Origin of the sequence: Flavobacterium cerinum, assembly GCF_004028155.1 — a bacterium.
Lineage (GTDB): Bacteria > Bacteroidota > Bacteroidia > Flavobacteriales > Flavobacteriaceae > Flavobacterium > Flavobacterium cerinum.
The window spans coordinates 55,036-68,666 of the sequence record NZ_SBII01000015.1; the positions used below are offsets into that span (position 1 = coordinate 55,036).

Annotated in this window: 8 protein-coding genes; 3 read left to right on the forward strand and 5 right to left on the reverse strand. The window is 36.5% G+C overall.

Annotation, left to right across the window (positions count from 1 at the left end):
- Position 1: 1 nt before the first annotated feature.
- Complete coding sequence (locus EPI11_RS17350) at positions 2–772, reverse strand: dienelactone hydrolase family protein (RefSeq protein WP_128391259.1); 771 nt, start codon at positions 770–772, stop codon at positions 2–4.
- Positions 773–903: 131 nt separating this feature from the next.
- Here EPI11_RS17350 and EPI11_RS17355 point away from each other — a divergent pair, with 131 nt between their 5' ends.
- Positions 904–1,596: a DUF421 domain-containing protein gene (locus EPI11_RS17355; RefSeq protein ID WP_128391260.1), complete on the forward strand. Its 693-nt coding sequence runs from the start codon at positions 904–906 to the stop codon at positions 1,594–1,596.
- 69 nt (positions 1,597–1,665) lie between these two features.
- Here the strand turns inward: EPI11_RS17355 and EPI11_RS17360 are convergent, their stop codons facing one another.
- Complete coding sequence (locus tag EPI11_RS17360) at positions 1,666–2,793, reverse strand: hypothetical protein (protein WP_128391261.1); 1,128 nt, start codon at positions 2,791–2,793, stop codon at positions 1,666–1,668.
- Positions 2,794–2,933: 140 nt separating this feature from the next.
- Between EPI11_RS17360 and EPI11_RS17365 the strand changes: the two genes are divergently transcribed.
- Positions 2,934–3,425 (forward strand): GNAT family N-acetyltransferase, encoded by a 492-nt coding sequence (locus EPI11_RS17365; protein ID WP_128391262.1) that lies wholly within the window; start codon positions 2,934–2,936, stop codon positions 3,423–3,425.
- Between the two features lie 14 nt (positions 3,426–3,439).
- Here the strand turns inward: EPI11_RS17365 and EPI11_RS17370 are convergent, their stop codons facing one another.
- Complete coding sequence (locus EPI11_RS17370) at positions 3,440–4,393, reverse strand: YihY/virulence factor BrkB family protein (RefSeq protein WP_128391263.1); 954 nt, start codon at positions 4,391–4,393, stop codon at positions 3,440–3,442.
- A 253-nt stretch (positions 4,394–4,646) separates the two neighbouring features.
- Here EPI11_RS17370 and EPI11_RS17375 point away from each other — a divergent pair, with 253 nt between their 5' ends.
- Positions 4,647–5,933: an NAD(P)/FAD-dependent oxidoreductase gene (locus EPI11_RS17375; protein WP_128391264.1), complete on the forward strand. Its 1,287-nt coding sequence runs from the start codon at positions 4,647–4,649 to the stop codon at positions 5,931–5,933.
- A gap of 119 nt (positions 5,934–6,052) precedes the next feature.
- On the opposite strand, the gene tamL is transcribed toward EPI11_RS17375, so the two are convergent.
- Positions 6,053–8,359 carry a translocation and assembly module lipoprotein TamL gene (tamL, locus tag EPI11_RS17380; protein ID WP_128391265.1) on the reverse strand — a complete coding sequence of 769 codons (2,307 nt, stop codon included), beginning with the start codon at positions 8,357–8,359 and terminating at the stop codon, positions 6,053–6,055.
- On the reverse strand, positions 8,349–13,475 hold the full coding sequence (locus EPI11_RS17385) for a translocation/assembly module TamB domain-containing protein (protein ID WP_128391266.1): 5,127 nt from the start codon (positions 13,473–13,475) through the stop codon (positions 8,349–8,351). The genes tamL and EPI11_RS17385 overlap by 11 nt, the downstream gene beginning before the upstream one ends.
- Positions 13,476–13,631: the final 156 nt, after the last annotated feature.

Below are 13,631 nucleotides of genomic sequence, written 5' to 3' on the forward strand. Positions count from 1 at the left end.
ATTATTTTACGCTAAAAAGCTCATTCAAAAATAAAAGGAAATGTTTCCATGAACGTTTATCGGCTTTTTTATTGTAGGCAGCCCCTTTAGAATTATCATTTCCGGCTTCTTTTTCGGTAAAGGCATGAACAGCATTGGCATAATAGATCATCTGCCAGTCGGCATGCCCATCTTTCATCTCTTTTTGGAAAGCTTCAATATCTTTTTGTGCTACATGAGGGTCATCTGCGCCATGCAATACAAGTACTTCAGGTTTAATAGTCCCGTTTGGTCTTGATGCATCTTTACCTAATCCTCCATGAAACGATACTACTCCTTTAACCGGCAGATCACCTCTGGCTGCTTCCAATGCACCTGTACCGCCAAAGCAATAGCCTATAATTACAATATTATTTGCATCGGCACCACTTTTTATAAGCTGCTCCAAAGCAAGAGTAATACGCTTCTGATAGGCTTTATAGTTTGTTTTATAGTAACTGGATTGTTCACTGGCTTCCTGTGGAGTAGTTGGGTATTTGCCTTCGCCATAAATATCTGCGATAAAAGCATAGTAGCCCAGTTTAGATAATTTTTCGGCTGTTTCCTTAGAATGATTGCTTATTCCTTTCCAGGCAGGCAATATAAGGATACCAGGCTTTTTACTTAATGGTTTGGAGGGGTGAGCTGCAAAACCGTTTAAGGTCTGATTCCCGTCTTTATAAACTATAGGCTTAAGCTGAGCATTTGTTTGTAGTGCCATGAATGTGAGTAGTAGTATTAGGTTACGTTTCATGTGATTATATTTCAGTAAATATAAAAATAAAGTTCGTAGCTATTTATGTACATTATTAAAGTTGTGCTAATAGATTAAATATCTGTTTCAAATAGTGTTAAATTTAGATTGATAATCTATAAATAAATCCAATGGAACATATATTTGAATGGAGACGCCTCTTGTTTAACGACCTGCCTTTTGAATTTCTGGTAGAGGTTATATTCCGGACTGTAATTATGTTTACGGTGGTACTGCTTACCTTAAAATTTGCTGGTAAAAGAGGTGTAAAACAATTGTCTGTTTTCGAGGTTGTAATTATTATATCACTGGGGTCTGCTGCAGGCGATCCTATGTTCTATGAAGATGTAGGCCTTATTCCTGCTATAATGGTATTTCTTATAATCCTCACAATGTATCGGGCTGTAACCTGGCTGTTGGCCAAAAGTAAGAGGTTCGAAAGCTTTATTGAAGGAAAAACACATTGTATTATAGAAGATGGGAAATTTTCTATTCAGAGTTTTGAGAAGGAAGACCTGGCTCAGGATGAATTTTTTGCCGAATTGCGTATCAAGTCCATTGAACACTTAGGTCAGGTAAAAAATGCTTATATGGAGACAAGTGGTGATATAAGCGTTTTTTATTATGATGAGAATGCTATAAAATATGGTCTCCCTATCCGTCCACAGCTTTTTAATCTAAAAAGTGCTACTATTCCAAAGTCGGGTATTTACGCCTGTACTTTTTGTGCAAATACACAGCAATTGGAGCCTACAGCTGCAAAATGTTCAGTATGCGGTAAGGAAGAGTGGGTAGAAGCTATAAATATAAAACGTATTATATAAAAAAACACCACTTTTTAGGGTGGTGTTTTTTCCTCGAATATAGAATTAACTTAACTTAACTTCTTGTTTTTAGCCTCTCGAACCTCTTGACGAACCTGTATTACTACCTGAACGTGAAGGCGCCGGAGTGCTTTGTCTGGATGTTGCCGGTGCGGGAGTACTTCTCATCGCTGGAGCACTTCTAACAGGGGCACTAAGGTTGCTGTTGCCTCTTGAAGCAGCAGGTGCAGCATTAGTGTTTCTTGATGGCTGTGCTGCAGCCGGATTAGACCTTACAGCTTCACTGCTGCTTCTTGCCGGTGTATAAGCATTCCTTACAGACTGCGAATTGTTTCTAGACGGTGTGGTAACAGAATTACCATTATTTCTACTACTATTACTAGCACTATTGGAGCGTGAAGAAGCATTGTTAAATGAACTTCTCGTAGCATTTCCTGTGTTTTGTGTTCTTGAGCTGGCCCTGGTTTGTTCCAGTGCATACCTGTTTGTTACATTATTCCTGCTGCTAAAAGAGGCAGTAGGATTCTGTCTTTCATAGGCATTAGTTCTTCTTGTATTGTATAATGATTCTGCTCTTGAGCTTCTTCTTGTATTTGCATAAGCATATGTATTCCTTGGGTTTATATGATTATGTACATGGTTTCTATATCTGTAAACAGGGTATGGAGACCAATAGGTATAATAGGTTGGGTAATAACCCCAATACCATGGAGAATAATAAGGGCGATAGCTGCTTGCCCAGAATACGTCATATATAATAGGTCTGCTTACATATACCGGCTCATAGATGTAGTTTTGGCCATACATATATACATCGCCCACTACCTGTACCTGTACATTATTACCTCTGCCTTTTTCTACTTCAATAGTAGCCACATCCTGGAAAGTGTCTTCACCTAGCACAGACTGTATAATGATAAGGTGTGTATTGTTTTCTGTTGCTTCAATAACTCTTAAATAATCAACTCTGTTATCCCCGTTTAGGTCAAGATTCGATAATTGTATTTCTGGGTCATTAAGCCTTCTTTCAAAGTCTTCAAGATCTCTGGAATCTCCAAATATAGAGGCAACTGCTTTTAGATCGAGGTTATCACTAATATCGCTATTATTTGCCCTTACAGTTGTAACATCCTGTGCAAAAACCTGACTTATAGTAAGCAGAGTAAAAAGGGCTATATGTGTTATTTTCGTTTTCATGATTAAAGTAATTTAGACGGTATGGTTAAATTATTTTATTGGTTGATTAGCATTATCCAATTACTGTGCCAATATTTTTTTTTACCTTTACACTTCTTATAAAAACCTGTAAATACAGGACTTTTTTAAAATTAATAATGATGGAAATAAGAAAAGCCGGCCTTGACGATTTTAAAACAATAAACGATTTAGCACTTAAAACATGGTATGATACCTATACCAGCATTCTTTCACCGGAACAGCTGGAATATATGCTTAAAGAGATGTACAGTCTGGAAGCCTTTACAGAACAAATAGCAGTAAAAGGGCATCACTTTTTACTTTTATCTGAAAATGATAAATACCTTGGCTTTGCCTCCTATGAGCTTAATTACACATCCGGCACCACAAAACTCCACAAACTATATGTTTTACCTGAAACGCAGGGTAGGGGAGCCGGAAGGCTGTTAATAACTACAATAGAAGGTTTAGCAAAAAAGAATGGTAATAATAAGGTAAGCCTTAACGTTAACCGATATAATGATGCTGTAAAGTTTTATCTTAAAAACGGTTTCGAAAAAGCCGGAGAAGAAGATGTCAATATTGGTAATGGTTACCTTATGGAAGATTTTATTATGGAAAAAGGCCTTTAAGGCCTTTTATATTTTTACTTTTTTTCATCAGTTGGCGGAATAGCATTTACGTTTTTTTCGGTTTCTTTTACTTCAATGAATACGGCATATTCTGCAGGTATAATTTTTGCATTATTAGCATTTGCATAAGCTCGTGTAAATTCTGCACCAAAGTAAAGAATGGCGGCAGTATAATACACCCATAATAAAATAATTATTATAGACCCCGCTGCTCCATAAGGCGATCCGGCTCCGGTAGTTACTATATACAACCCAATAACATAACGGCCCAGCATAAAGAGGCATGCTGTAAAAAAAGCTCCGGCACGCACATCTTTCCAGGCAATTTTTGCATCTGGCAGTACTTTAAATATTACTCCAAACAGAACAGTAATTACAAGAAAGCTCACTGCTACATTTATACCATTAAACAGTATAATTGTAAAATCGGGAAAATAGCTTTTAAGAATGTCATTAAGGGCTACAAGGACCCCATTTACAATAAGTGTAACAATAAGCAGGAACCCAAGTCCTATAATAATAGAACCCGAAAGCAATCTGTCTTTTACAAGTTTTAGCCATCCTTTTTGAGGCTTTGCCTTAACTTTCCATATAAGGTTGATGGAATCCTGAATTTCTCCAAAAATTGAGGTTGCACCAATAACAAGTGTTACAGAACCTATAATAACCGATAGTGTTGTTTTGCCTGAAAGTTCGAGGTTGCTGATTATCTGCTGAACCTGCATAGCAGCCTGACTGCCTATAAGTTCATTTATTTCTTCAAATATTCTTCCTTCACTGGCTTCTTTACCAAAGAAAGCACCGGCAAGTGATATAATAAGTAGTAATAGCGGAGCTAATGAAAATATAGTATAATAGGATAGAGAGGCACTTAATTTAAGTCCCTTGTCTGCCATAAATCCATTAAAGGTATCTTTGAGTATACCCCATCCTTTTTTTAAAGACGCTTTGCTGAAATATTTTTTCATAGTCTCACTTTAATTAGTGTTTAAAAATACAGATTACATCAGGCAAATACTACCATATTAACATATATATAAAATAGATAATGCAAAAAATTATAACCGTTTTTTGCTAAAATATAATTAGCATTTTAAAATCCCAATTATTTCACAAAATTGGTCTGTAATTTTACATTTGGTTGTCTGTCAACGGTAAAATCCGTAACTTTATATGAATATTAAGGCGCAGTAAAATCTTACGCGTATAAAAAAGTACTTCATGAAAATAGTGATAATTGGAGGTGGTTTTGCAGGTATAAATCTTGCACAGGATCTCGCCGGGAATAAGAATTTTGATGTTACACTGGTTGATAAAAATAACTACAATTTCTTTCCGCCCCTCATTTATCAGGTGGCCACCGCTTTTCTTGAACCTTCCAGTATCAGTTATCCTTTCAGGAAATTTTTCTCTAATAAAGAAAATGTTAGTTTTCGTTTAGGAGAGGTATTATCTGTTCGAATGAGCGATAATACTGTTGTACTTAATAACGGCGAACTTCAATATGACCGTTTGGTATTTGCTACCGGAGCAGAGACTAATTATTTTGGTATGGAAAACGTTCGAAAGAATGCTATCCCTATGAAAACGCTTAATGATGCCATCGAAATGCGAAACAAGTTATTGCAGCGAATGGAAAAAGCAGCAATATGTAAAAACAGCCGTGAACGAAGAAAATACCTTAATATAGTAGTAGCAGGTGGAGGCCCCACAGGTGTTGAAGTATCCGGTATGTTTGCCGAAATGCGTAATGGTGTGCTGCTTAAAGAATATCCTGAACTTTCTACAAGTGTTAGCAATGTTTATCTTGTAGATGGGGGTGATGCTTTATTGGCTCCGATGAGTAAAAAGTCACAACAGGATACTTATGATGCGCTTACTAAGCTGGGTGTTGTAGTAAAACTAAATACTCGTGTAGTTGATTATAAAGATGATACCGTATATTTTCAAAATGGAGATACCATACAGTCTAAAAATCTTATATGGGCAGCAGGTGTTTCTGCCAAAACTTTTGAAGGTATCCCACCAGAAAGCTTTGGCAGGGGAAAAAGGTTTAGTGTAAACGCTTACAACAAAGTTGAATTGACCGATAACATTTATGCACTAGGTGATACGTGTATTCAGTTAACCGATGACGCTTTTCCACAAGGCCACCCTCAGGTAGCACAGGTAGCCATACAGCAGGGAAAGAACCTTGCTAAGAACTTTATAAACGAAATTAAGAATAATCCGCTTAAAGCCTTTAAATACAAAGACAAAGGTTCTATGGCTATAATTGGTAAAAACAAAGCCGTTGCCGATCTTCCTAAACCCGAAATGCACTTTAAAGGTTTTATTGCCTGGGCAATGTGGTTGTTCATTCACCTTATGTCACTTATAAGCTATCGTAACAGAGCAACTACTTTTTACAACTGGATGGTAGCCTATTTTGCAAAAGATCATTCACTTCGAATGATTATCAGGCCAGATAAAAGTAGGAAAAAAGATAAAGAAGAAGTAAAAGTCTAATCGTTTAGAGACGAACTTATTTTAAATACTAATTCGGGGCATTCTATAATTATAGGATGCCCCGAATTTATTATGCTATTACTTGATATTTTTAAGTAAGACTTCTTTGTAGAGATAATTTAAAAAGGATATCCAATTGCAATATTAAATACAAGGTTTTCTCTACGCCAGTATTTGCTGCCAAAGTCGATGTCTTTAATTACCCATCGTTCACTTTCTGGTAAATAGGGCTTACGTAGCGGAAATGCTAAGTCGAAACGTAATACAAGGAAGGAGAGATCGAATCGGAGTCCTGCACCGGTACCTACAGCCATTTCGCTTAAAAAGTCTTTACTAAATTTCCCTCCGGGTTTATCCGGGTCGTCATTCCACAACCATATATTACCCGCATCTACAAATAAAGCTCCATGAACAATACTGAAAAGTTTAGCACGATACTCGGTACTCATTTCCAGTTTTATATCGCCGGATTGATCCGGTAAAAAATCATTCGCAGCAACTTCGGGTCTAAAGGACCCCGGGCCAATGGAACGTGCCCTAAATGCCCTGATACTATTTGAACCCCCAATAAAAAACTGCCTTATAAACGGTAATTCAGTTGAGTTGCCGTATGGCATACCAATACCTGCAACAAATCGTGTAGCCAACTGTGATTTTTCACTTAACTTTAAATAGTGCCTAAAGTCATGTTCCATCTTTATAAACTGACTGAAGGCAACACCTAGTACATGTGATTCCTTACCTTTTTTTACATTAGCACCCGTTACAAGGCCTGCTATAGTACCTGCCAAATCAAAAGATCCCTTATAATAAAATGTATTTTCTTTACGTTTTTGCGCAGTATTGGTGTAGGTATAGGAGTAGGTAGGGCCAAAGATCAGCTGCTTATCAATTACTTTTTGTAGTGCCGAATTGTTGTCTGCCATTTCCTGATATAACGGTGTTACATTGGCAGGACTCACATAATTAATATCGGTAACCATCAATTGGTGCTCAACTCGGGAATTATTTCTCCATAAATACCCAAAAGAACCTTTAAAGGAATTAAGGGCATATAGTTTTTGCCTTTTTTGATATTCATAACTTATAAGAGCACGGGTGCGGGGTATAAATGCACTCGAATCGGCTATTTTTATAGGCGATATAAATCGTGGCCAGGTAATACTGGTTTCACCCCCAACACGATATACATTAAATCCTTTATTTTGTCCGGCTACCTGTACTTCCAGACCGCCAAAGACAGACACGTTAACAAGCTCGGCTGCCCTAAAGGCACTTCGGTTGCTCCAGTTTACATTTACTTCAGATCCGTTATAGTTTGCTGAATTCGATTTACCCAGCACTTCAAAACGAAGTGATTTTCGCTCTAACGGAGTCATAAAATAATAGGCATCGAGCGAATTCTCTTCCGACTTTGAAAGGCGAAACTCATTTTTCACAAATTTAAATGTACCTAAACTCACCAATCTGTTTAACGAGAGGTTATGATCTTTACGACTGTATTTATCTCCTTTATGAAAAAATAAAGTGCGGTCAAATATTATAGGCCTGAACGTATGCTCAGGATCTATTATAGTAAAATCTTTGTATTTCTGAATAGAATCTGTAGAATAGCGAACGGTATCTTTTACATTCGATAATGAATAATTCGGGTAAACATAGATGTCGTTTATTTTGTAAACTTTTCTGGCTCTCTCCGGTGTTTCTTCTTTTACTTTTACAATAAGGTCTACCTCATTACTTCCTACTGTACTATCAACCTGAACTAATAAAAAGTCAGGGTTAAAATAATAATATCCTTTATTTTTTAGGCGCTGGTCTATACGTTCGCGTTCCTGTTTAATTACATCAAGACTATAAGGCTGTCCTTTTTTAAGAAGGCTTCTGCGCTTTACAGTTGCTATTGTACTATCTAGAGCCGATGTCATTGTATCCTTAGGGAATATTACTTTTCGGATAGTATATTGCTTTCCAGTAACTACTTTATATATAGCTTTCGCCCTGCGGTTTTTAGATACAGAATCGGTAGTAGTCCTGGTTTGAAAATAGCCTTGGTTTTCGACATAATTTTGTACCACATCGGCATTATAATCACGATCAACCTGACTAAAAAGCACTGGCGGTTCGCCAACTTTATTGCGAAGCCAGTAGCGCAGGCCTTTTTCTTTTTTAGGTTCGCCGGCAATATTATAGATATACAGTTTTATGCGAAGACCAAGAAAAGACTTGTTGGGTTTAGGCCTTAGCAAACCTTCAAGCTGCTGTTTAATTACTTTACGCTCTTTACCGGATATAAGAGAATCTTTTACAGTAACCTCACCTCCGGTATAAAGCATTTGGCCTTCTGCCAGATATTTGGTATTGCTGCAGCCATAAGCAAAAAGCAAGGCTATAAATAAAAGATAGTATATAGGCTTATTTATCATTATCAATGCTGTTTGGCGTTGTATCTTTTTTAGTCTCTTTCGATTTATTTTCTTTTTCCTGTTTCAGTTTTTCCTGTTCATTTCTTCTCTTTTCCATTTTCTCGCGCTGTTTGCGTTCTTTTTCTCTTTGTTTCAGCTCTTTTTCGGCCTCAGTCCTATGGAAAAGTTCCCTGAATTTATTGTAATCCATTGTGATCACAAATGCGACACCGGTTTCTACAACCTGCCCCTGCAATGCTACCTGATATTCATTTTTACGATAAGCCCTTATAAGATAACGTCCGTCGGGAGTTAATTGATAATCTGCCGATACATCACCTGCAATATTTGTTGCATCTTCATTAGATTGTTCCGGGCCTTCAAGACCAAAACTGCTGCCTACTGTTACTTTAAGCCTGTCATTTAAAAGTCGTTTAGAAACGGCTACATTCAGATCTGTCCTGTTTTCCTGTTTCCCTGTAGTGTAATCATCGGTCGATTCAAGATTAAAGTCAAGCTCTACACCTTTGATAAGATCACCTGCAAGATTATTTAGCTGCTGAGAAAGAATTTTACTAACACTCTGTCTTGCCAATGCTTCACCGCTTGTACCGCCAGATTCACTCGAAAATGGGTTTTCACCAATAAAACGGTTAAGCAGGAGCAGGGCAAATACCTGCTTGTTCAGCTCCGATGGTTCCTGACGTAATTGTGCCAGTTTTGCTTTGGTCCTGCTAATTATATCTGGTGAAATATTGTAATTACCATCAGGTAATACAATATCAAAAGAGATGTCCGGTTTTAACAGTTCACCACCTATTTTAAGTAGCGTCTGGAACGGTATTTTTTGTTTATATGTATTTCTTACTGTTGGCGACTCATTAAGCTGATCGTCTAAAAGATCTAATGGAGCTGTTTTAGTTTCATATACTGCTGTTATGTTAACATCTGCCTCAGTAGGTTCTCCTGTCCATAAAATGTAACTGCCTTCCTGTATGGTAAATTTTCGTTTAATTAAATTAAAGGTCATTTGGTAGGCACCTTCACTAAACTCATATCGACCTGTAAGAGTTGTTTTACCGGACTCGTCTATACCACCCGTAAGCTGTGCTTCACCTTTAAGCTGCAGATAATCTCCATTACCTTTATCGATTACAAGGTTTAGTTCTGCTTCTTTTACAATTTCAATATCTACAGAGGCATTAATGCCTTTCATCTGAGTCTGGTTAAGTCGCTGCTCTATTACCAGACGCTGCTGCATTTGCATATTGTCCTGATCAATGAATTCCACAATACCTTCCCTGTCTGCAATAGAAGGATCCTGTTGCGGCAGTACTACGGTAAATTTAGTGCCATCATTTATTTTAATCTTTCCACCAACCACAGGACTATCCATTGTACCCTTTATAGTAAGGTTAGTATCTAAAAACAGGTCACCATAATAAAAGTCATTTTCTTTGGCTGTAGAGTTTACCGCTCTAAAGTTTTTTGCAGTTATCTGCAGATCAAATCCATATTTCCTGTAATCTGTAGTAAGGACATCACCATCTATAGTAAGTGGATTATTTTTTTCATCTTCAATAGAGAAATTTTTAAGCGAAATTCCCTTATCAGTAAAACTGATATTGTCGTTCATTCCATCAAAGTAAGAATCCAGCTGAGTTACTTTTAATCCCACATCATTAAACTTAAGGTTTCCTTTTACATCAGGTTGTGTCGCCGTTCCTTTAATTTTAAAGTTTCCGGATAAGTAACCTCTACCATCTTTAATTGCTCCAAAGCTAAAGCCCTGAACGCTGGCTATGTTTATCCTTTCGATATCAAGGTCAAGGTCAAAAGTTTGGTTTGGAGCATTATAATTTCCATTTAAATCCAACTGATTTCCTTGTCCGGTTATTGAAACCTCGGCCGTGTAAGTATCGGCAATCTCATTGTTTACTTTTATTTTTATGTCACCTACAGTATCTTTACTTATAGTAAAATCGGCTATTGTAAGATCAGATGTAAATAGGGGCTTGGTGGTAAGATTTTTTAGTTCGGCCTTACCATTTATTGTTCCGCCTATTTTAAGGTCATCTTTACGAACTATATTGGTTAGTGTTTCTATTTTAAAGTTTTCCAGATCTACATTAAGCGGAGCATTTGGTGTTTCTGCAGCCGATTGTAGTTTTATAGAACCACCATTGTTACTTAATTCGAAATTATTGGCATAAATACCATCTTTGCCAAAGCGTATAAGATTATCAACTGCAATATTCCACGGGTCATAATTTAATTTAAGACCATCCGTATCTAGTACCATTTCGGTATTGCCTTCTGTAGCTTTTACGCTTCCGGCCAGCATGTATTGTTCTTTTTCTTTATTGTCCAGCACCTGTAGTTTATAAGCAACAGTATTGTTTTCTACATTTCCGCTAAGTGTAGTATGGGGTAAAACAAACTGTTCACTTTTCACTTGGTCAATTACAAGATTATAGCCTAAAGCATTTTCCTGATTTTCAACTTTCAGGGTAGTGCCCGATATGGTATAATTACCATAGACAATACGCGGAATTGAACCGTTTATGGTAATGCTGTCGTTTACACTATTGTATTTACCTTTAATATTTATCTGCTCAAGACGGGTTAAATCCGGAAGAAGTTTATATAAAATCGGATTGTCATGTACTACAAGCCCAAACTCAAATTGTTGTGGCAGACTTGATTTTTTAGCTGTAGACGGACTTGTATTGTAATATTTAGCAATAGTATTAGTTAGGGCAGGACCTATTCCTGTAAGTTTATATTTTCCTTTAATATGGGCATTTGCCAAAGGTGATTTTAAAACTACAGAGGTAGAGTCTGCCGTACTGATTGCTACGATATTGATAGAATCCATTGCAAACTGTTCTTTATCATTAGCAAACATAAAACTGTGCAGATTGATGGTTCCATTTAAATTATCCGGATTAGCATCTGTAATATCAGCATCTACATTACCTCTTAGTTTTAAAGGCCCTGCATGCAGGTTCAGTTTATCCAGATCGGCAATATCTACATTCAGTCTTATTTTTCCGTTAGGGTATTTTCCTTTAAAACCACCACTTGCAAGCAGTGTAAAGTCTAAATTAGGATCGGCCATACCGGCTTTAACATCAAAATTACCTTTAGCAATACTTCCGGTAATATTCAAGTTTTGATAGGTGTAACCATTATAATCTGCTTTAATCAGAGTACCTGTAAGTGCAGTATTAGCAGTCTGTGGATCAAGCCCTGTGCCTTTTACTTTAGCTTTAAAACTAATTTTACCAATAGAATCATTCTTTATTAGTTTGCCTAAATCAAAATTTATCAGTTCGGCATCGGCATTATATGTTTCGTTATTTTTTCTACGTTGGTCAAATGTGGCTTTTACTTTTGCATTACCAAAACTGCTCACAAGATTTAGGTTGGTAGTAAAATTATTTAGCGTTCCTTTAAAGGTGGCTTTTGCCGAAAGTCTGTCAGGAATTCTGATGTTTGCAGGAATTGTTCCCGCCGGAACAAAACCATTAATATCTTTTGCAGTGGAGCTGAATTCACTAACATTCAGATCAAAATATGCTGTTTTTACATCGGGTAATCCTGTTATTCGTCCACTTGCTGCCAGCGTAGTATTTCCTATACCACTTACTTCCAGATGTGCAATACGAATATCGCTTACTTTACCTTCAACACGGCTGTTAATATTAAGGGTACCATTAGGGTTACCTTTAAATGGAGGAGTATCGGCTAATGTTGGTACAAAAAGAAGTACATCTTTAAAACCTACATGGCTTCCGTCAAAGTTGGCATCTATAGAGAGGCTTCCAATATCTTTAGAAACCAATTCTAAAGAAGGGTAAGCAACAATGATCTGGTCTTTTATTTCTGTATAAGGAGTTTCAAGATAAAGTCCCTTTAGTTCTGCGCCTTTAGGGCCATAAAAGAATTTAGTACGAAGTTCGGTAATATCTAATCCGCTTTTATCATTTACTGCCAATGTATTTATATTTCCCGAAATTGCATCAGGAGCATAAGAGATATCTTTTGCTTTAAGATGAAAATTAGTAATATCAAGGTGTTTATAATCCATACCTTTCGTTACCGGAGCAGAATTTTGATCATCAAATTTAAAGGCGACATCTTTAATATCAGCATTAGCTAATTTAAATTTCCATTGCGCTGAAGCTGTAGCAGGAGTTTCTTTTGGAAGTGCTTCCTGTACTTTTTTTTCAAATTTCCCTAAAGCTAGCTGTCCTTTAAGTCCATTCAATTCAATGTTGTCTAAATCGATAAGCTGTGTTTTAAGATCAATAGTATTAACCCTAACCAATAACTTTTTAAGTTTTAATCCGGTATCAAGACGACTGCCCTCATTATCATAACCTATATCTATGTTGGCAATATCAATAGTACTGAGTTTTAATTTTACGTCAGGTTTTTTAGAGGCTTCCTCTGCCGCCTGTTGCGTGTTATGAACAATCTCTGCTATAACACCTTGTTTTAGTTTTACTTTAAGTCCATCAAGATTGATCTTAGGCACGTCAAATTCCATCTTATCAAGATCGAAGTTTTTTATGCGGGTATCAAAATGATTCAGGTTGGCACTCAGGTTATTTTTAGAAATTGCATCGTCAAATTTCACCCTTATTTTATCAAGGTTTACTCGTTTAATGGAGAACTTCATAGGTGCCGATGTAGTGTCTTTAGGCTTATCTGAAGCAAAAGCATCAATAATATAATCAAAGTTAAAAACCGAATCCTTATTGCGTTTTACATTGGCAACGATACCTTCAAGATCAATAGAGTTGATTTCTACTTCACTGCTAAGCAGCTTGAATAAACTAATATCTATTTTTAGTTTTTGTCCGGCAAACAGAGTATCTCCCTGCTGGCTTTCAAAGTAAACACCACTTAATACTATTTTTTTAGGCAGGCCAATTTCTATCCTGTCAATATTTACATCAGTTCCAATTTTACCTTCCAGATAGCTGACCGCTTTGTCTTTAACTATATTTTGTATATATGGGACTTGCAGCAATAGCACTATCAGTAGGAACAACGTGATTATCGATCCTATTGTCCAAAGAAATATCTTTAAACTTTTGCGTAAGTATTTTTTCAGTTTTGCATTCATTTATAGCCTAAAAATAGACATAATATATACAGGAGCATTTTAAAGTTTTGCTAAAAAATAACTTACAATTTATGATACAAAGTAATAATATTCCTGACCTGTCTGTTAATCAGATGGTTTAATGAATATTTAGACTTGGTTTTCTCGTCTTATTTC

Coding starts and splice junctions, on each gene's coding strand:
- EPI11_RS17360 (WP_128391261.1), bottom strand. CDS start 2,793: ATGAAAACGAAAATAACACATATAGCCCTTTTTACTCTGCTTACTATA.
- EPI11_RS17375 (WP_128391264.1), top strand. CDS start 4,647: ATGAAAATAGTGATAATTGGAGGTGGTTTTGCAGGTATAAATCTTGCA.
- EPI11_RS17365 (WP_128391262.1), top strand. CDS start 2,934: ATGGAAATAAGAAAAGCCGGCCTTGACGATTTTAAAACAATAAACGAT.
- tamL (WP_128391265.1), bottom strand. CDS start 8,359: ATGATAAATAAGCCTATATACTATCTTTTATTTATAGCCTTGCTTTTT.
- EPI11_RS17355 (WP_128391260.1), top strand. CDS start 904: ATGGAACATATATTTGAATGGAGACGCCTCTTGTTTAACGACCTGCCT.
- EPI11_RS17350 (WP_128391259.1), bottom strand. CDS start 772: ATGAAACGTAACCTAATACTACTACTCACATTCATGGCACTACAAACA.
- EPI11_RS17370 (WP_128391263.1), bottom strand. CDS start 4,393: ATGAAAAAATATTTCAGCAAAGCGTCTTTAAAAAAAGGATGGGGTATA.
- EPI11_RS17385 (WP_128391266.1), bottom strand. CDS start 13,475: ATGAATGCAAAACTGAAAAAATACTTACGCAAAAGTTTAAAGATATTT.